Origin of the sequence: Bacillus sp. FSL R5-0560 (genome assembly GCF_037966305.1) — a bacterium.
GTDB lineage: Bacteria > Bacillota > Bacilli > Bacillales > Bacillaceae > Bacillus > Bacillus mojavensis.
The window spans coordinates 525,273-545,174 of record NZ_CP150195.1; the positions used below are offsets into that span (position 1 = coordinate 525,273).

The following is a 19,902-nucleotide window of genomic DNA, read 5'->3' on the forward strand; positions in this document are numbered from 1 at the left end:
TTATGTGTTTTTTTCTGTTTTTGATACACTAGAGAAAGAACGACAAAATTGGAGGCTATGGTTACATGGAAACGTCAGCCCTTTTGAAACAGCAAATTGCGAAAGAAATAGGTTTATCACAAAAACATGTTGAAAGCGTCATCCGCCTTCTTGAGGACGGCAACACAGTTCCGTTCATCGCCAGATATCGAAAAGAGCAGACGGGTTCAATGGACGAGGTTCAGATTCAGACCATTTCTGAACGATGGCAATACATACAAAACCTGAATCAGCGAAAAGAAGAAGTGATCAGGTTAATCGCTGAGCAGGATAAACTAACAGATGAATTAAAACGCAAAATTGACCAATCCGTAAAACTTCAGGAAGTAGAAGACCTCTACCGTCCGTATAAACAAAAGCGCAAAACGAAAGCGACAGTCGCCAAAAGCAAAGGTCTTGAGCCGCTTGCCGACTATATCATGACCCTTCCGCAAGATGACCGCCTTGCAGAAACAGCAGACCAATATATCAGCGAAGAAAAAGAAGTGTTCACCAGAGAAGAAGCCATTGAAGGCGCCAAGCATATTATTGCGGAACAAATCTCGGACGAACCGAATTTCAGAAAATGGATTCGCCAGGAAACCTTTAAAAAAGGAACGATCAAGTCAGCTGCCGGAAAATCAGCAGACACAGATGAAAAAAACGTGTACGAAATGTACTACGAGTATGAAGAACCAATCGCAAAGGTCGTTCCGCACAGAGTGCTTGCCATGAATCGCGGCGAAAAAGAAGACATTTTAAAGGTGTCTATCGAACCGCCAGCAGATCACATTAAGGCTTATTTAGAAAAACAAATCATCAAAAACCGTTCAACGTCTGTAAAAGACATTTTGCAGGAAACGATTGAAGACAGCTACAAAAGACTGATTCAGCCGGCCATTGAACGTGAAATCAGAAAAGAGCTGTCAGAAAAAGCAGATGAACAGGCGATTCATATTTTTTCTGAGAACCTCAGAAAGCTTCTCCTTCAGCCGCCGATGAAAGGCAAGACGGTTCTCGGTGTAGATCCGGCTTTTCGAACAGGCTGTAAGCTGGCAGTGTCAGATGAAACCGGGAAAGTCTTAAAAATTGATGTGATTTACCCGCATGCACCTGTCAAAAAAACGAAGGAAGCTCATGAGAAAGTGAAAGCGATTCTTGAAGAGTATCAAGTGGAAATGGTGGCGATTGGAAACGGCACGGCCTCCAGGGAGACAGAGCAATTCATTGTGAATGTGCTGAAGGACACGCCGCGTGATATTTATTATGTGATTGTCAATGAAGCGGGGGCAAGCGTATATTCGGCTTCTGAGCTTGCCAGAGAAGAATTCCCTGAGCTTCAGGTCGAGGAACGCAGTGCAGTATCCATCGCACGGAGACTTCAAGACCCGCTTGCGGAACTCGTCAAAATTGATCCGAAATCTGTAGGTGTCGGACAGTATCAGCATGACGTCAGCCAAAAACGCTTAAATGAATCCCTGCGCTTTGTCGTTGAGACAGTCGTAAACCAGGTAGGAGTAAATGTCAACACAGCTTCCGCGGCGCTGCTTCAGTATGTAGCGGGATTATCAAAGTCCGTAGCGGGCAACATTGTCAAAAAGCGGGAAGAGCTCGGTAAATTTTCGAATCGAAAAGAACTGAAAGACATTCCAAGGCTCGGCGCGAAAACCTATGAACAATGTATCGGCTTTTTAAGAGTGCAGGAAGGGACAGAGCCTTTGGACAGAACAGGAATCCACCCGGAAAGCTATAAAGAAACAAAAACGCTTTTGAAAAAGCTCGGTGTTTCAACAGAGCAAATCGGCACGGCGGAATTGAAGGACAAAATCAACAAACTGGAGCTTTCTGAAACAGCAAAAGAACTGGGAATCGGTGAAATTACGCTGAAGGACATATGTGAACAGCTGACAAGACCTGAACGTGATCCGCGTGATGAGGTGCCTAAGCCTCTGCTGAAAACAGACGTCCTTCAGCTGGAGGATCTGAAAGAAGGAATGGAGCTGCAGGGCACCGTGCGCAATGTAGTGGACTTCGGAGCGTTTGTTGATATCGGAGTCAAACAGGACGGGCTTGTGCACATTTCAAAACTCAGCAATCAATTCGTCAAGCATCCGCTTGATGTTGTATCCGTCGGTGACATCGTGACGGTTTGGGTTGACGGTGTCGATGTGCAAAAAGGCAGAGTATCACTGTCTATGGTAAAATAAAAGCACTGCTTACGAGCAGTGTTTTTTCCTATAGAAATACCAGCATTGATTCAGCAGTTTAATTTGATAATTATCTTTTTCAAGGAACGCTTTTTGCATCTGCTTTTTCAGCCAATTTGGCATAGGCTCATTCCTCCTCAGCTTTGATATAAGAGGGGCGGTGATTACCCTATTGTATGCGAACAGTGAATTGTCCCGTTCAATGTTTTTTTAGTGAGGTGCACCATGGATAATAAAGAGCTGCAAAAGCTTACAGAGGATATTTCCAACACATTTTTCAAAAAGCCGTTTCGACATCAGGCTGTTTTCAACGACAAACTTAAAACGACCGGCGGAAGATACCTGTTAACCTCTCATAACATCGAATTGAACAGAAAATATTTGATTGAGCACGGCAGAGAGGAACTGATCGGCATTATCAAGCATGAGCTGTGCCATTATCACCTTCACCTTGAAGGAAAAGGATACAAGCACAGGGACAGAGATTTCAGAACGCTTCTCCAGCAAGTCAATGCGCCCCGCTTCTGTACGCCTCTAAAGAAAAAAACAGAAAGCAAAAAAACATATAGGTATATATGTACGGCTTGCGGCCAACAGTATATAAAGAGACGCGCCATGAATCCTGACAGATACAGATGCGGAAAATGCCGCGGGAAAATAAAAAGAATTTTTTCGTAAAAAAGGTTGACGAAACTGGCAAGCCTATGTTACATTATAAAAGTCGTCAGGAGAGATAAATAAAAAACATTTCCTCTTGACTCTGAATGACAAGACTGATATAATGAATCTTGTCTCATTATTCCACAGTAGCTCAGTGGTAGAGCTATCGGCTGTTAACCGATCGGTCGCAGGTTCGAATCCTGCCTGTGGAGCCATATTTGGAGAAGTACTCAAGTGGCTGAAGAGGCGCCCCTGCTAAGGGTGTAGGTCGCGTAAGCGGCGCGAGGGTTCAAATCCCTCCTTCTCCGCCATAAGATTGCGATATAAGTTCTCAACCATCGGCCCGTTGGTCAAGCGGTTAAGACACCGCCCTTTCACGGCGGTAACACGGGTTCGAATCCCGTACGGGTCATTCCATTTTCGTTGGGCTATAGCCAAGCGGTAAGGCAACGGACTTTGACTCCGTCATGCGTTGGTTCGAATCCAGCTAGCCCAGCCATTTTTATTTTTTGAAATTAAATAGTAAGAGCCATTAGCTCAGTTGGTAGAGCATCTGACTTTTAATCAGAGGGTCGAAGGTTCGAGTCCTTCATGGCTCACCATTTGTCTTTTTGCGGGTGTGGCGGAATTGGCAGACGCGCTAGACTTAGGATCTAGTGTCTTACGACGTGGGGGTTCGAGTCCCTTCACCCGCACTTTATTTACAAAGTGCACGCAAATTGGTTTTACTAGGTTAAGAGCCTGAAAACCAGCACAACATAATAATAGTCACGCGGTCGTGGCGGAATGGCAGACGCGCTAGGTTGAGGGCCTAGTGGGTGAATAACCCGTGGAGGTTCAAGTCCTCTCGGCCGCATCTCAATAATACCAAGGGTTTAATCACCTTTGGTATTATTTTTTTATGCGGAAAATACGGCTATGGAAGAAGTCTTGCTCACCAAAACTCACCAGTTACTTAAAGTAAGTCGTCCAAACGGTCGGCAGTTTCCTTCTGTTTATTAGGAAAAAGGTGTCCGTAAGTATTCATTGTAAAAGAAACGGAACTAAGTTACGAAAAAATTAAATGCTTGGTATACTTCGATAAAGAATGATCAAGTTGAAAAAGCTGAGAGAATAAAAAAAGAAGTAGAAGCTGAATTAGTAAGTATGGAAGAGAACCAAGACGCTTTGTTATATTATCAGTTGTTAGAATTCAGGCATGAGATAATGTTATCTTATATGGAATCGAAAGAAATAGATGATCTAAATAGTGCTTATGAAACAATAAAGGAAATAAAAGTGCAGGGGCAATTGACAGGAATGCTTGAATATTATTATTTCTTTTTCTTGGGTATGTACGAATTTAGACGAAAAGAGTTAACAAGTGCTATAAGTGCTTATAGGATAGTTGAAACTAAGTTATATCAGGTTGAGGATGAGATAGAAAGGGCAGAATTCTTCTTCAAAGTGTCGTACGTTTATTATTATATGAAACAGACTTATTTCTCAATGAACTATGCTAATCGCGCGCTAAAGATATTTAAAAATTATGATGAATATGCTGTCCAGACATTACGATGTCAATTTATTGTAGCAGGTAATTTAATTGATTCTTTGGAGTTTGAAATGGCTTTACAGCAATTTTTAAAGGCTTTAGATATTGCAGAGGATATAAAGATTGATCATTTGATTGGTATGTCTCACATGAATATTGGAATTTGTTATGAGGAATTAAAGGATTACGATAATGCTGCTAATCATCTGGATTTATCAATTAAAATTTTTGAAAAATCTGAACACAGTTTTTTAACGAAAGCTTTATTTGCTATGGCTCATGTTGAGGCGAAAAGAAATAATTTTAATGTTGCTCAGGAGTATTACTTGCAGGGTAAAGAGGTAGCTGAAAAGAACAAGGATAAGGAATACACAGCAAAGTTTAAAATTTTGGAAGGACTTTATTTTTCGAATGGTGAATATCATTTAATTAATGAAGCATTTTCTTATCTTGCAGACAGAAAAATGTTTGCTGACGTTGAAAATTTTGCTACCGAAGTTGGGGATTATTTTCATCATCGGGGAAATTTAGAGCTATCAAATGAGTATTATCGTATTAGTATTGAGGCGAGACGAAAAATAAAGAAAGGAGAGATTATAAATGAAGATCAGCCGAATTCTATTGACAGTAATGGTGTTAAGTAGCGTCTTAGCATTTACTCACTTTTCAGATACAGACAATGCTTCAAATGGTGGTTTCAATATTGCAGCAGACCGAGTTGGTGCATAAAGAGGTAGGGGGATTAGAACCCTTCCTCTTTTATTTGAACGAAATACTGAAATAGTTTCCATTATTTCCACCATACTGATAGGATTTAGAGGTTGCTTTGTCGTAAATTATTCAGTAGGTAAATGAAAGGTCTATGGTGTATTTTTCAAAATAAGTGCAATTAGAAGACCTTGTATTAAAAAAGGGGGCGTTGCCTTTTTGAAAGAGAAAGCCTCTTTTATTGAGTAACGAGAGTCTTTTAATGAATATAATCATACACATTTTTAACTAACAGCAAGCAGGTTACCACAATGAATAAAGTACGCACATAACTACTACCTCTTCTAATTGCAAACTTTGAGCCACAAACTGCGCCAGCAATTTGTGCAAGTCCCATTAGCAAACCATATGTATAGTTGACTTGCCCTAGGTACATAAACATCAGCAAGCCAGCAATATTACTGCCGAAATTCAAAAACTTTGCATTGCCTGCTGCTTTTAAAAAATCAAATCCGATCATTAAGAAAGCAAACATTAAAAATGAACCTGTTCCTGGTCCGAGAAATCCATCGTAAAAACCGATTGCAAAAATTAAAAGAATTAAAATAATAAAATGCCGGACAGATAGTTTTTTATAGGTTGAGATACTTCCCCAATCCTTTTTAAGGATGGTATAAACTGCGACAGCTGCCAGCATAACCAGCATTAAAGGTTTAAGCAATTCGGGGTCCATTAAATGGACTGTCCATGCCCCGGCCATAGAACCGATGAAAACGAGTGGGAATAGCTTGGAAATAGATTTAAAGTCAATCTTTCCAGAACGGTAAAACATAAATGTACTTGTTAATGATCCTATTGTTCCAGCTAATTTGTTTGTAGCAACAGCCTGAGCTGGGGTCAATCCTAAGAATAACAATGTAGGTAATGCGATTAATCCGCCTCCTCCTACAACAGAATCAATAAAAGCAGCTAAAAAACCAAAACAAATGACAAGCAGCACTGTGTAAATGTTAATGTCCTCCATAACTTTTCCTCCTTAGAAAGTTTGAAATGGTTTTAAGCATATCCTTATTTCTGCTTTTTCTGTCTCACGGACTTTCAGAATTTAGCCTTTCTTGCGTATTATGAGAATTGGTAAACTATACAAGAGAATCGTAAACCGTGATGATTTCTTCAAAACAAGCTTTTGTTACCTTTAGCTTGTTAGCAAAATCCCTACTTGTTATTAGACAATTCACCCACAATGGATAGCATCTTGAGAGAAGTGATTTCTGTTCAGTTGTAAGAGAATATAGCGTTTCTAAAGAACAGGTAGTTTTCATAACAAAATCCCCTTGAAAGTTTATATTAAGCCAACCTAGATTGGAATAGTGTATAGTATTAAAAAAATTTGAGATAATCATTTATTTATATCATCAGAAAAAGAGAGCCCAGCATAAGGCCCTTTTTCCCAAGTATTTTAAATCATTTGTACAATGTTTCTATGGGTGTGTCTCCTTCTAAAAGCGTTACGATTTTTCTGTATGCTCTCGCGTTTCCAATTGATGCTTCTATAACGCGTGCCACATCTTCTCGGGATATACGAGAGGTCTCTGAACCAGCAGGGTCAGTGGTTATCTTTCCAGTTCCTCTTTCGTCAGAAAGAACACCTGGTCGTAAGATAGTGTAGTTCAGATTGCTTTCTTTAAGAATTCTATCAGCATAATGTTTCGCAATAAAGTAAGGTTTCATACTCTCTGGTTTCCAATAATCCCGCCGGTCTGAATCAATGCTGCTGACAATAATGAATTGCTTTACGGCATTTTTTTCAGCTGCCTCAACAGCCTTTGCTGCTCCATCTAAATCGATCATAAGTGTTTTATCTGGACCTGTATGTCCGCCAGATCCTGCTGTGAAGACAACAACATCAAACCCTTTGATGGCTTCGGTTATTGTTTCTATATCGTCTTCTAAATTTAGGTGAATTGGTTGAACACCTTTATCCTCAAAGTAAGAAAATTGCTCTTCTTTCCTTAATCCGACGGCTACATCATGTTCTTTTTTCTCGTTCAAGATATTGACTAGATTTTTACCAACTTTCCCGTTCGCTCCAATAATGAATACCTTGCTCAAATTAATCCCTCATTTCAAATAAATTTAGCATAACTTTCCAAGGAGAACTTAAAGTTAGATTTTCCTTCTTTTGTTTCCAATATCCCATGTAAATACAAATGTATCAAATTATATGCTTGCTGCATACATATAATTAATGATTTGAGTAAAAAGTCTGCTTGTCATATACTTAAAAAAGAATATACTTGAGCGACTGGTGGGAAGTTATGTTATGAATACAAATGAGTTCATGGATCAGTGGTTATCGCTGGATACTATACAAAATACAATAAAAAAGGAATTGGAAAGTATATTACAGGCTGAATTCAGCCTTTCGATTAAAGAGTTCTATGTTCTTTATTATCTTTCTAAGTCACCGGACAAAAGCCTTAGGCTGCAACAGTTGCAGGAAAAGATAGGTTTAAGCCAAAGTGCTCTTTCCAGACTGGTGGGGAACATGGAGGCCAACAGTTGTGGTGCCTTAGAGAAACATATTTGTTCAGATGATCGCAGGGGCACCTATACCAGATTGACGGAACTGGGGGAAAATAAACTTCAGAAAAGTCTTCAGGTTTTCCATGAGATTTTACAAAAGCATTTAAAAACGCATAACTTGGATACAATAGTGAAAGAGCTAATAAATGAACTATAAACAGCTTAATCTGTCAAAGGGCTTGAAATTTTAAAAGCTCTTTGATTTGACTTTTTAACGATTTAGAGATAAATTGTATGCATGATGCATGCATATGTTATTGTATATGTATGTCACATACATTTATTTTAGGAAGAAAGGATGTTTAAACATGCAAGATCTATTTAGTACTTTTAAAATTAAGAATTTGGAGCTGAAGAACCGCGTTGTCATGTCTCCGATGTGTATGTACTCTGTCGACAAGAAAGACGGCGTTGCAACTGATTGGCATTATTTGCACTACGTAAGCCGTGCAATTGGTGGAACTGGGTTTATCATGATTGAAATGACCGATGTGGAACCTGATGGAAGAATTTCCGACTATGACTTAGGTTTGTGGTCCGATGAACAAATTCCGGCACTTGCAAGAATTGTCGAAGCTATTCATAAGCATGGAGCTAAAGTGGGGATCCAGATTGCGCATGCTGGTCGTAAAGCTGAAGATGCAGATGTACCGGTTGCACCTTCCGCAATCCCTTTTGATGAGAAATCTAAAACACCAAGAGCGCTTTCAACCGAAGAAGTGAAAGGAATGGTAGAAAAATTCCGTTTAGCGGTAAGACGTGCAGTCAAAGCTGGTTTTGATACGATCGAAATCCATGGGGCGCATGGCTATTTGATTCATCAGTTCCATTCTCCACTTACAAACAAAAGAGATGATGAATATGGTAAAGACTTGACTAAATTTGGTCGAGAAATCATTCAGGCTGCTAAAGAAGAAATGCCTGCCGAAATGCCATTACTAATGCGTATCTCTGCAAAAGAATATGTTGAGGGCGGATATGGCATAGAAGAAAGCATCGAATTCGCTAAAGCCTATCAAGAAGCAGGAGTGGATATGTTTGATATCTCTTCTGGTGGTGAAGGACAGATTGCTGCTTGGGGACGACCAGGAACACACGCAGCTTACCAAGCTCCACTTGCAAGAAGAATCAAAGAAGCGTTACAAGTTCCAGTAATCGCTGTAGGAAGACTCGATGATCCAAAATTAGCTAATGCGATCATCGGTAATGAAGAAGCAGATCTAATCGCTGTTGGCCGAGGTATGCTAAGAAATCCTTACTGGACTCTTGAAGCTGCTAAGCAATTGAGAAAAGAGACATCTGTACCAAAACAGTATACTGATGGTTTCCGTTTTTAATTCATTCCAATCTATAACATAAGGAGGAATAGAAAATGAGTAAAACACCAATCAAGGATTATAACCAAATAGTTGAGGTGATCGGCAAGTATGTAGAAGGGCTTGTGACTGGAAAGAAAGAAGTTATGCAGCCAGCTTTCCACGGAGATGCGACAATGTATGGATATAATTCTAATGGTTTTCTCGGAGGCCCTATTCAGAATTTATGGGATTTTGTTGATAAAGCCGGTGCTGCGCCGGATCTCAAAGCAAGGATCGACGTTTTAGACGTAGAAGGCACAATTGCCACAGCTCGTATTAGCCTAGAAAACGATGCTTATGGAGAGTCCTATACAGACTATCACCAGTTGCTTAAAGTTGATGGAGAATGGAAAGTGATTGGTAAGGTATTTCATTTACACGTATAAACGGGCTCTTGAAAATAATGGGATTAAGATACAAAAAGGAGTGTTATTTCCATGTCATATATTGAAAATAAAGTAGTTGTCATCACAGGTGCATCAAGCGGAATAGGTGAGGCCACAGCAAGTTATCTTGCTGAAAAAGGTGCAAAGGTTGTATTGGCTGCAAGAAGTGAAAATAAGCTTCAGCAGATTGTAAATAGTATTTCAAGTAAGAACGGGATTGCTGTATATAAAGCAACGGATGCTACCAATAAAGAAGACATCCAAGCCTTAATTGACTATGCTATTGAAAAATTCGATAGAGTTGACACGCTAATCAACTGCGCTGGCCTCATGTTGTTTTCCATGTGGGATAATGCGCATGTAGATGAGTGGGAAAAAATGATTGACTTAAACCTGAAAGGTACTCTGTACGGTATCGCAGCAGTACTGCCGCATATGAAACAGCAAGGAAAAGGACAAATCATAAATGTTGGATCTATTGCAGGACATGCAGTAGGGGAGGGGCATGGTGTCTATAGCGCAACAAAGTTTGCTGTGAAGGCAATAACTGAAAGCTTGCGCAAAGAGGTATCTGTTAAGTATAACATACAGGCATCCATGGTTTCCCCTGGTGTTATAGCTACTAATTGGCAGGATACTGTCACAGACAGCGACGTGAAAGGTGTATTGAATAACCTGGATGAAGTAGCTATTGATGTAGACCATGTCGCGAAGACAATTGCTTTTGTTGTCGATCAGCCTTCTGATGTATTGATAAATGATGTATTTGTTACACCTACTGCTCAACAGTGGTAAGCTCTATAAACCCGTTTAAACATATCTTTTTGAGTTTAAACGGGTTTCTTTATAGTTGGGAATATCATTTGTTTTTCTTTTTTTTAGACGTATTAAGCCCCTTTAGGAATATCCATGAAGAGACACGAGTGAAATATGTATAACTACACAATATTCAGTGGATTACTGTCTCGAAAACAGTGCCCATTTTGTGCCCAAAATGAATAAAAAAAAGATGAAAATGAGTGTAATGAATGACATCAAATACTTGAAATAATAGGCTTTTGTAACTGATAATATGTTTTTACTAGGTTGAGGGACTCGATTTAGATGAATATACCAAATCATATTGGTATCTTTTTTGCTTTAGATTTATTAAATCTCCTTTAGGAAATCATGACTTGCCACCAACAACACGTTATTGCACATATAAATAAGAAGCAACTACTTGGGCAGCTTCTTCTGTCTTTTAACACCAATCAGATCTCATATGTATTATAATGTTACCAAACCATATTGGTTGATTCCTGTAAGAGACTGGCACCGAGGAGAAAATGATAGATGGTTTATTTCGTAGTGTTTTTTTGTTTTGCTATTACACTGCATAATATTGAGGAAGCTATTTGGTTACCTGAGTGGTCACAACAACCTTCAAAGTTTCAAAAGCCAGTAACCTCAAATGAATTTCATTTTGCTGTCATTGTTATAACTATGTTGGCTTATTTATCTGCATTTGGTTTTTTATATATGCCAGAATCAGATATTGCAAAATGGATTTTCATTGGCTTTCTAGGTTCTATGGTTATCAACGCTATTTTTCCACATCTTATCGCAACTGTTTTAATGAAAAAGTATGCACCTGGACTTCTTACGGGCTTATTGCTTAACATTCCAGTAAACTCATTAGTTATTTATCAAATGTTTTTAAAGAATTTGATTGTATGGAAGGAGTTAATAATATCTACGTTGGTTGTAGGAATTATTTTATTAGCACTTATTCCATTATTATTTAAAGTTGGTGATAAAGTATCTCCTCAATGAGTTTGAATTGATTAGAATCGAGGAAGAAGGTGAAACTTTTATTAATAAGGAAGAAATTAGAATTCTAATCAATATAGATGAGAAAAAAAGCAAGGTTATTCATTGTTTTGGCTCACCATTTTTTAACCATAATTGATGTAAACGTATAGAAATGATGGCAAATGAATATAAAGAGTGTAATGAAAACAAGCTTTCATAACCAATGATGTAGATTTACTATGTTGAGGGCCTAGTGGGTGAATAACCCGTGGAGGTTCAAGTCCTCTCGGCCGCATCTCAATAATACCAAGGGTTTTAGACCTTTGGTATTTTTTTGTTTATTTTTAAATGATCTACTGGTGTCTCTACAATGATGATGGTTTATTTGTTTATACTGAAATAATTTATTATTCACCGCATGCAATAGTGGTTATAACTATTTCACTAAAGCAGGAGGCGGCGGAGATGGCGAATATGAAATGGTTGGCATTGCATCGGGCAGTGGAAAGAATTTAGGGCTGTATTTGAAAAGTATGCTCGTCATGAAGGTGTTTTTGATCAAGTGAATATTATTATGGCGCTCACCATGCAGGAAAGTGGTGGGTTTTCTTTAGATATTATGCAAGTTCCGAAAGTATTGGCTTACCTCCTAACTCCATAACTGACCTAGAATACTCGATTGAAGTCACTGATTATCTTCATGAACAAGGAAATTTAATGCTCTCTAATGAATATTATCGTATGAGTATTGAAGCAAGACGAGATTATTTTGTTATATCGGATTTTTACAAAACAATGTCTTAAATTATCATTGATTTGGGTGCCCAATTAGTGCCCTGAATTCATGAAAAATGATAATATAAGTGTAAATAAAGTGGCTATTTTAAAATTAGAATCAATTCATTATCGTAAAAGCAATAATAACTAATCGGCGAAGAAAGGATGATCAGTCAAATGAAAACATTAGTTATCGTTATACACCCTAATTTGGAAACGTCTGTTGTCAACAAAACCTGGATGAATCGTTTAAAGCAAGAGAATGACATTACGGTTCATGACCTGTACGGTGAATACCCTAATTTTATCATTGATGTAGAAAAAGAGCAGCAGCTCCTGTTAGATCATGAGCGTATCGTTTTTCAGTTCCCAATGTATTGGTACAGCAGTCCCGCGTTACTCAAACAATGGGAAGATGATGTGTTAACACATGGCTGGGCTTTTGGAACTGGAGGAACGAAATTGCATGGAAAAGAACTACTTTTAGCTATCTCCCTAGGCGCACAGGAAACTGATTATCAAGCAGGCGGAGACTATAATATCACGATCAGCGAGCTTATCAGACCGTTTCAAGTCACTGCTAACTATATAGGAATGCGTTTTCTTCCTGCGTTTACACAATATGGGACACTTCATCTTTCAAAAGAAGATGTTAAGAACAGTGCGGAGAAATTGGTTGACTATCTTAAAGCTGAGCATTGATCCGGTATTCGCGAGGGAAGCTGAAACAAATGAAGTGTTGTGAAAATAAGGGTTTGTGATAGATTTTAATCAAACTTTATTTCAAAGTTACATCGAATACTGAATGCAGGGGGGCATAGAGCGAGGGCTTAAAATTAATGACAGCAGGGCAATGAGTACATATTTCTTGATGATATGTAGAGTTCCTTGTCTCTAATAGGTGCCCAATTTGTGTCCAGAATTCATGAAAAATGATGAAAATAAGTATAAATAAAATAAACGGATGCTTTGAATTAGCCTTTGTAACCCATGATATGTTTTTACTATGTTGAGGGCCTAGTGGGTGAATAACCCGTGGAGATTCAAGTCCTCTCGGCCGCATCCCAATAATACCAAGGGTTTAACCACCTTTGGTATTATTTTTTTATGCGGAAAATACGGCTATGGATGAAGACTTACTCACCAACTCACCAGTACTTAAAGAGTAAGACATCCAAACGGTGGCAGTTTCCTACTATTTATTAGGAAAAAGATGTCCGTAAATATTCATTGTAAAAGAAACGGAACTATGTCCTAATCGTTCAAAAAAATAAAGGGTGGTACATACTATACATGACTAACATGCATTGACCATTTCCTTCTTTTTCAGCGCCCCGATTGTTGAAGAACATAAGCTAATACAACTGACTCGACTTCTAAAGTTTGCTCCATTCTTTATTGAAACAACTCATCCACAACATGTTTTAAAATCTCGTAAGACTGAATTTCCTTGCTCAATTCGTAAATATTAGACAACACAATTAATTCATCTGCTTGATACATCTGTTGGAAATCAATTAGTTCGCGACGAATTGTTTCTGGATCACCCATGATTGTATACCCCAGTCGACGATGGAGAATTTCTAATTCAAACTGTGATAACGATTCTAGGAAGTTTTCAGTGGGTGGAATAAGCTTACTTAAATTATTTGTATAAATATCAATATAAACCTGCAAATGACTTGCAGAAATAAAAGATGCCTCTTCCATAGATTCTGCTGCAATCACATTAATACAAGTGATCACATAAGGCTCTTGTAAATAAGAAGACGGTTGGAAATGTTCTCGATAAATAGCGAGCGCTTCTTCCATCGCATGAGGTGAAAATTGAGCGCCAAATGCATAGGGTAAACCAAGCTTTGCAGCAATTTCTGCTGAATCCGTTGAGGAGCCTAATATAAAAACAGGCACATGCGTTCCAATACCCGGATAAGCGCGAACCTCTCCCTGCACACTCTTATCCCCAACAAAACGCAAAATATCATTTACTTCTCTTTCAAAGAAAAACACGCCATTATGGTTGGAACGGCGAATCACGTCAGCCGTTTTTTGATCCGTTCCCGGTGCGCGTCCTAATGCCAAATCTACACGATTTGGATATAATGTTTCAAGTGTTCCAAATTGCTCCGCTACAACTAATGGGGAATGATTTGGCAACATAATACCTCCTGAACCTACGCGGATGTCCTTTGTATTTGCTAATATATGTTGTACAATTGATACGGTTGCTGCACTTGCATAAGCGTCGTGATTATGGTGCTCTGCAAACCAAATCCGTTTATAGCCCATATGATCTACAGCTTTAGCTAATGACACTGCAGAATCAATCCCTTGTTTCATTGTTTCTCCTTGTCTTAATGGAGCAACTGATAAAACAGATATATCAAATTTCTTCATAATTTCACCTCTAAACATATACAACATCAATGGAAAAACCATTTTAAATAAATGTCTCATATTAGCTGGTGTACATTCCTCTTTTGATTTGTATGCAAATAAATATATACTTTCTCAATCGATCAATACATAGGGAAAATAAAGTGATTTCACCATATCACTTTATTTTTAAAGTTTTAAGCAAACATAAACAAATTGTACAGCGAACAAACTATGTAAAATACATCTTATTTTTCAGAAAGGATACAAGAAAATGATTGATGAAATAGATAAAAAAATACTTGATGAGCTGTCTAAAAATAGTCGCATTACAATGAAAAAATTAGGGGAAAAAGTACATCTCACTGCACCAGCAGCCGCAGCAAGAGTAGTAAAGTTATTAGACAATGACATAATAAGAGGATGCAGTATTGAAGTGAATCAAGTGAAATTAGGCTTCTCTATACATGCTTTTCTTAATATTTATATCGAAAAAATCCATCATCAACCCTATTTAGCCTTTATAGAAACACAAGGTAACTATGTAATAAACAATTATAAAGTTAGTGGAGACGGTTGCTATTTGCTTGAATGTAAATTTCCTTCAAACGAGGTATTAGATCAATTTTTAAATGACTTAAACAAACATGCAAACTATAAAGTGTCGATTGTTATTGGTAAATAGTTACCTTTTATAAAACGGCGATGTGTGGTCATATAACATGATATATATCTGCTCTAAAAAAAGCCCTAGTTTGGATATGAAACTTACCAAGCTAGGGCTTTTTTTATACATATACGAACTGCAGCTGTTGACCATGTTAAGTGTACTCTCTCCCAGATCTTCATTGTAATTTGGCTATTATGACATACTTTCACTATAATTTTTTATCTGTTTGATCTAGTTGAACGTTAATACCTTTCGAAAATAAAGTCAAAGAGTTAAAACACTTTTTTTTATCTATGTATTTGAATACTGCTGATATTATACACTTAACTCTGTCGAAGTAAGACAAATAAAAATGAAAGTGAGTTGTAAATATGAATATTACACAAATTCGAAATGCAACAATTGTTGTAAATTACGCAAATAAAAAATTTTTAATAGATCCTATGTTAGCAGAAAAAGGTACGTACGCTACTTTCCCTGAAACGATCAGACAAGATCTATTTAATCCTTTGGTGAGTTTGCCAACATCAATAGATAACATTCTGGATGGCGTAGATGCAGTAATTGTTACTCATCTACACCTAGATCACTTTGATGATGTGGCAAAAAACGTATTGCCAAAAAACATCAAAATGTTTGTTCAAAATGAAGCAGATGCAAAAGAAGTAAAAGCAAGTGGTTTCAAAAATGTAGAAGTACTGCAACAAGACACTGTTTTTGAAGGGATCCAATTAGTAAAAACAAAAGGTGAACATGGCAGAGGAGAAGAGTTATTAAACTTAATGGGTGAAGTTTGTGGATTAGTATTCAAGCACCCAAGTGAAAAAGTTTTATATGTAGCTGGGGATACAGTTTGGTATGATGCTATCGAAGACGAGATTCATACACATGAACCAGAAATCATTGTGGTTAATGGGGGAGACAATCAAAGATTAGATTTAGGTTCACTCATCATGGGAAAAGAAGACATCTATGAAGTTCACAAGGCTGCTCCTCATGCTAAGATTATATCTGTTCATATGGAAGCTGTTAACCATTGGACACTATCTAGAGAAGAATTAAGAAACTTTAGCAAAGAAAAAGGATTCTCAAGACATATTTTAGTACCAGAAGATGGAGAGTCTTACACATTTTAATATAAACAACGAAAAATAATATTGTCTTGTTCATATTTAAAAATAAGAAATAGAAGAAGCTCATAATTATAAAAAATAATCATGAGCTTCTTCTAAAGATGAATATAATTAAATTTTAGATATACCAAAAATCAAAAAAACGGAATAACAAAAATGGAATGTTCCAATGATGACAAAAAAACTTAAACAGCACCAGAGATTTGTCGTTAGGAGGTAGAATTCATGGTAATGACAAGAAAAGATACAAATATATCAACACAGCAGCCTGTTTGGTTACAAGGTTATATTGATTCACCAGAAAAACAAAACCAACTTTATAAAAAAACATTAAAAATCTTGATTTTTTCACAAATATTTGGGGGAGCAGGACTTGGTGCTGGGATAACAGTTGGGGCGCTTCTTGCACAAGATATGATGGGATCGGAAAATGTAGCAGGAATTCCAACTGCCCTCTTTACTTTTGGATCTGCCGTAGCTGCTCTACTTATAGGAGCATCCTCACAACGTTTTGGCCGTAGAGCTGGACTTGCAGGTGGTTTCCTTATAGGAGGATTAGGCGCTATAGGTGTTATAATTGCGGCTTTAATCAACAGCGTTGCCCTATTATTTGTTTCCCTTCTTATTTATGGAGCAGGTATGGCTTCTAATCTTCAAGTTCGGTATGCTGGGACAGACCTTGCAAATGAGAAACAACGGGCAACTGCTGCAAGTATGGCCTTGGTTTCAACTACTTTAGGAGCTGTAGTGGGCCCTAACTTAGTTAATACGATGGGAGAATTTGCAGATTCAATTGGTGTTCCCAAATTAGCTGGTCCGTTTATCATGTCAGGAGCAGCTTTTATAATTGCTGGATTTATTCTCTTCATTTTTCTTCGTCCAGATCCGCTGTTTGTATCTACAGCTATTGCGAATGCTGAGAAAAAAGACGATAAAGTACAAATAGGAGGAAGTCTAAAAAATACTGCCATAAACAAAAAAGGAATAATGGTAGGAGCTGTAATTATGATTTTAGCTCAACTGATCATGACAGCGATTATGACAATGACACCAGTTCACATGGGACATCACGGTCATGGTTTGAGCGAAGTGGGTTTAGTGATAGGGCTCCATATTGCAGCGATGTATCTTCCTTCACCATTGACTGGTTTATTAGTAGATAAGTATGGTCGCACTACTATGGCTATTGCTTCAGGTGCTACACTTCTTGCCGCTGGATTGGTGGCAGCTATTGCACCGGCAGACTCATTATCATTACTAATCCTAGCACTAGTATTACTAGGGGTAGGTTGGAACTTTGGTTTACTAACGGGAACTGCCCTCATTATAGATTCAACACATCCATCTCTACGAGCAAAAACACAAGGAACATTCGATGTTTTAGTAGCACTATCAGGAGCAGCAGGTGGAGCCTTGTCAGGAATGGTTGTTGCACATTCTAGTTATACAATACTATCAATTTCTGGAGCCGTTTTGTCATTGTTACTTGTTCCTGTAGTTATTTGGTATTTTAGAAGGAATCAGGAAAAAGCATAAGCTTTTTGAAAAAAGGAAGTAATATTTATTTTGAAGTACCTTTTTATTTTCGATGCTCAAGTTGAGCAGCAGAGATTTTAAGTAGCGTATTTTCAATAACCTATTTGCAAAGGAACATAAAACTGAGATCAAAGTGGCTGCCAGATAGGGTAAGGGGCATAGGTTACTAAATAATTTAAAAAAGCTTAATCTTTTTGATTAAGCTTTTTTAAAAAGTTCTGTTAAAGTTTGATGTTGATTTACAGTCTAAGTAAAACTCTTCTCAAACTTTATTCATTTTAATAAACCATATTTATTTTTAATCACGGTTATTAGAGCTATTACTATAGTGTCTAGGCGAAAATACGTTTTTTAATGCACTTATTATTCCAGGCACAAGAAAGAAGGCGCCAAAAAAGACAGTAAGTAAATTTAATTGTGGTGTTTCATAAAAAGTAAACCATTCTATAAAAATTGACGATTCCGTAATTCTCCCAAATAGTGTACCATCAATCTCTCTATAATTAGGTAACCATCCTGTTGTTTCAAATGTAATAAAAATGATCTGTGACAATAAAAACACACCAATTTGAGAAACCCAATATTTTTTCAAAAATGGAACACTTTTTTGCTTTTCAGCCAACTAATATACCTCCCTGCATTAGATACCATTTTATATTGATATACGGAAAATCCAAGAACAAGTTTCAAAATTAAACATATTTTTCTATCAAATCAATACCTTATTCTGGAATTCCTACATACCAACTGTGCTCATTTGCATTAGCTAACAGCTGGTCAGACAAAACATCTTTTGCATGAAACATACCTCCTACACTCCTTATTATCAGATTTATTGGCCACTTTATTAATTTTAGACGTTCTCCTCCATTGGTTAACCCACTCTTTTATTGATTCATAATTCTACTAAACTCCCACAATAGGAAGACATATCTCTTATTTTCTTCTTTTTCTCAGTTTTTCATGGGTATTAAAATTTACAAGCAAAGAGGAAATGGACATATATCGTAGTAGGGGAAAAATGCGGATATCCCAATCATGCAAAAAGACGCCATCTTATAAAAGAATAACGTCCGATTGTTGAATATCTTATCTTTCTAACTCAATGAATTACATTTAAAGTAATTTTGAGGCATGGCTGACCAATAACACTAGCTGCCCGGAATTAAACGAATCCCCTTCACGGAGCTTCAGTGTTTTTCTTTCCGATAGACCATTGAATATGTCTTCAGGGAGTTCCAGCTGTAAAGCGAACAGCATTTGTCGATGTCGTGATGACAGCAGCATATTTTCTGTTATTCGAAAAATGGGACTTCTTATACTGAATACATTCATGGTCATCCGTTATATCCTTATGGACGTCTTACATAAATTTGTAGAGAGTTTTTTTGCCATGGTTCTTTTAACGCTTCAATAAAATCCTGATTCATTTTGCATAGTTTACGGTTTAGTAATCATCCATGTAACACCAAATTTATCTATCACTTCTCCATAGTGTGCGCCCCATGGCTGCAAAGCAAAGGGATATTTGTTTTCTCCACCCTCACCAAGCTTGGTAAATGCCTCTCTTGCTTCGCTCTCATTATCATAGGTTAAAGCAAGACTGATGCTACGATTACCGACCACTTGTTCAAAGGAATCAGAAAGCATTAAGATATTGTTTCCAGCTATCATCAAAGACAGATGCATAACTTTCTCCTTCATATCTTCTGGAGTTCCTGATACCTCACCGAATGTTTTAAGTGATACAATTTCTCCACCGAGTGATTCTAAGTAAAAATCCGCCTGGCTTCTTGCCTCCTCTGACATTAGATAAGAGTTTAATTGTGCTCCCATGATTTCAACAACCTTTCCATTTTTATTTGTCTTTCTACGAATGCAACAAATACGACTTAATGAAATCGACAAAGGAAAAAACTTTTTTGTAATCTTTTTAACATGTGGAGTTGCTCCATTAAATTTGTTTCCATCATCAGAATATTTGAGTCCCCTCAGAACCCCCCCTATCCTCCTAGATTACTTTTCGGACAATTACTTTCGACGGCAAGTAGAAAATTCCTGCCGGTCATAAAAGGGTAGTATGGACGTTTATTGTTTGTGCTCACCACTTATTAACCAAACCTATAGAAATGTTGTAAAGTGAGGTTAGAAAGTGTAAT

At 37.5% G+C, this 19,902-nt stretch carries 17 protein-coding genes, 7 tRNA genes and 2 pseudogenes; 20 read left to right on the forward strand and 6 right to left on the reverse strand.

Features of this window, described 5'->3' with window-relative positions:
• The first annotated feature begins 65 nt into the window (after positions 1–65).
• On the forward strand, positions 66–2,225 hold the full coding sequence (locus NST56_RS02705; RefSeq protein ID WP_339179772.1) for a Tex family protein: 2,160 nt from the start codon (positions 66–68) through the stop codon (positions 2,223–2,225).
• A 9-nt stretch (positions 2,226–2,234) separates the two neighbouring features.
• Here the strand turns inward: NST56_RS02705 and cmpA are convergent, their stop codons facing one another.
• Positions 2,235–2,348 carry a cortex morphogenetic protein CmpA gene (cmpA, locus tag NST56_RS02710; RefSeq protein WP_003225207.1) on the reverse strand — a complete coding sequence of 38 codons (114 nt, stop codon included), beginning with the start codon at positions 2,346–2,348 and terminating at the stop codon, positions 2,235–2,237.
• 102 nt (positions 2,349–2,450) lie between these two features.
• Between cmpA and NST56_RS02715 the strand changes: the two genes are divergently transcribed.
• The 9 genes and pseudogenes from NST56_RS02715 to NST56_RS02755 all read left to right on the forward strand — a co-directional run.
• Positions 2,451–2,903 carry a SprT family protein gene (locus NST56_RS02715; protein ID WP_339179775.1) on the forward strand — a complete coding sequence of 151 codons (453 nt, stop codon included), beginning with the start codon at positions 2,451–2,453 and terminating at the stop codon, positions 2,901–2,903.
• A gap of 122 nt (positions 2,904–3,025) precedes the next feature.
• Positions 3,026–3,100, forward strand: a tRNA-Asn gene (locus NST56_RS02720).
• Between the two features lie 5 nt (positions 3,101–3,105).
• A tRNA-Ser gene (locus NST56_RS02725) sits at positions 3,106–3,196 on the forward strand.
• Between the two features lie 29 nt (positions 3,197–3,225).
• Positions 3,226–3,297: transfer RNA gene (locus tag NST56_RS02730), tRNA-Glu, on the forward strand.
• Positions 3,298–3,309: 12 nt separating this feature from the next.
• Positions 3,310–3,384 (forward strand) — tRNA-Gln (locus tag NST56_RS02735).
• A 27-nt stretch (positions 3,385–3,411) separates the two neighbouring features.
• Positions 3,412–3,487 (forward strand) — tRNA-Lys (locus NST56_RS02740).
• A gap of 11 nt (positions 3,488–3,498) precedes the next feature.
• Positions 3,499–3,580, forward strand: a tRNA-Leu gene (locus NST56_RS02745).
• 77 nt (positions 3,581–3,657) lie between these two features.
• Positions 3,658–3,741 (forward strand) — tRNA-Leu (locus NST56_RS02750).
• 191 nt (positions 3,742–3,932) lie between these two features.
• Positions 3,933–5,063, forward strand: a pseudogene (locus tag NST56_RS02755) (Rap family tetratricopeptide repeat protein); the annotation flags it as partial.
• Positions 5,064–5,386: 323 nt separating this feature from the next.
• On the opposite strand, the gene NST56_RS02760 reads toward NST56_RS02755, so the two are convergent.
• Entirely contained in the window at positions 5,387–6,151 is a 765-nt protein-coding gene (locus NST56_RS02760) for a TSUP family transporter (protein ID WP_339179778.1), read from the reverse strand.
• A 440-nt stretch (positions 6,152–6,591) separates the two neighbouring features.
• The gene (locus tag NST56_RS02765; protein ID WP_339179781.1) at positions 6,592–7,239 is read right to left on the reverse strand and encodes an SDR family oxidoreductase; all 648 of its coding nucleotides are present in this window, start codon (positions 7,237–7,239) and stop codon (positions 6,592–6,594) included.
• A 211-nt stretch (positions 7,240–7,450) separates the two neighbouring features.
• On the opposite strand from NST56_RS02765, the gene NST56_RS02770 reads away from it, so the two are divergent.
• The 7 genes and pseudogenes from NST56_RS02770 to NST56_RS02800 all read left to right on the forward strand — a co-directional run bounded on the left by NST56_RS02770 (position 7,451) and on the right by NST56_RS02800 (position 12,730).
• Entirely contained in the window at positions 7,451–7,870 is a 420-nt protein-coding gene (locus tag NST56_RS02770) for a MarR family transcriptional regulator (protein WP_101670025.1), read from the forward strand.
• Between the two features lie 151 nt (positions 7,871–8,021).
• Positions 8,022–9,050, forward strand: a complete 1,029-nt coding sequence (locus NST56_RS02775; protein ID WP_198097687.1) for an NADH:flavin oxidoreductase/NADH oxidase — start codon at positions 8,022–8,024, stop codon at positions 9,048–9,050.
• A gap of 35 nt (positions 9,051–9,085) precedes the next feature.
• Complete coding sequence (locus NST56_RS02780; RefSeq protein ID WP_198097686.1) at positions 9,086–9,457, forward strand: nuclear transport factor 2 family protein; 372 nt, start codon at positions 9,086–9,088, stop codon at positions 9,455–9,457.
• A gap of 51 nt (positions 9,458–9,508) precedes the next feature.
• Positions 9,509–10,252, forward strand: coding sequence for an SDR family oxidoreductase (locus NST56_RS02785; protein ID WP_198097685.1), 744 nt, complete (start codon positions 9,509–9,511; stop codon positions 10,250–10,252).
• 540 nt (positions 10,253–10,792) lie between these two features.
• Complete coding sequence (locus tag NST56_RS02790; protein ID WP_339179792.1) at positions 10,793–11,272, forward strand: HXXEE domain-containing protein; 480 nt, start codon at positions 10,793–10,795, stop codon at positions 11,270–11,272.
• 434 nt (positions 11,273–11,706) lie between these two features.
• Positions 11,707–11,938 (forward strand): annotated as a pseudogene (locus NST56_RS02795) (lysozyme family protein); the annotation flags it as partial.
• 267 nt (positions 11,939–12,205) lie between these two features.
• Positions 12,206–12,730 carry an NAD(P)H-dependent oxidoreductase gene (locus tag NST56_RS02800; protein ID WP_268444353.1) on the forward strand — a complete coding sequence of 175 codons (525 nt, stop codon included), beginning with the start codon at positions 12,206–12,208 and terminating at the stop codon, positions 12,728–12,730.
• A gap of 693 nt (positions 12,731–13,423) precedes the next feature.
• Here NST56_RS02800 and NST56_RS02805 read toward each other — a convergent pair.
• Positions 13,424–14,425 (reverse strand): LLM class flavin-dependent oxidoreductase, encoded by a 1,002-nt coding sequence (locus NST56_RS02805; RefSeq protein WP_339179797.1) that lies wholly within the window; start codon positions 14,423–14,425, stop codon positions 13,424–13,426.
• Positions 14,426–14,678: 253 nt separating this feature from the next.
• Here NST56_RS02805 and lrpA point away from each other — a divergent pair, with 253 nt between their 5' ends.
• From lrpA to NST56_RS02820, 3 genes are all read left to right on the forward strand, one after another.
• Positions 14,679–15,089: a transcriptional regulator LrpA gene (lrpA, locus tag NST56_RS02810; RefSeq protein ID WP_010333126.1), complete on the forward strand. Its 411-nt coding sequence runs from the start codon at positions 14,679–14,681 to the stop codon at positions 15,087–15,089.
• Positions 15,090–15,445: 356 nt separating this feature from the next.
• A complete protein-coding gene (locus NST56_RS02815; protein WP_339179800.1) occupies positions 15,446–16,210 on the forward strand; it encodes an MBL fold metallo-hydrolase in 765 nt (254 codons plus the stop codon).
• 222 nt (positions 16,211–16,432) lie between these two features.
• Entirely contained in the window at positions 16,433–17,743 is a 1,311-nt protein-coding gene (locus NST56_RS02820) for an MFS transporter (protein WP_339179803.1), read from the forward strand.
• Between the two features lie 298 nt (positions 17,744–18,041).
• On the opposite strand, the gene NST56_RS02825 is transcribed toward NST56_RS02820, so the two are convergent.
• Positions 18,042–18,365 (reverse strand): YfzA family protein, encoded by a 324-nt coding sequence (locus NST56_RS02825; protein ID WP_010333129.1) that lies wholly within the window; start codon positions 18,363–18,365, stop codon positions 18,042–18,044.
• Between the two features lie 818 nt (positions 18,366–19,183).
• Positions 19,184–19,579: a VOC family protein gene (locus NST56_RS02830; protein ID WP_339179806.1), complete on the reverse strand. Its 396-nt coding sequence runs from the start codon at positions 19,577–19,579 to the stop codon at positions 19,184–19,186.
• Between the last annotated feature and the right edge of the window lie 323 nt (positions 19,580–19,902).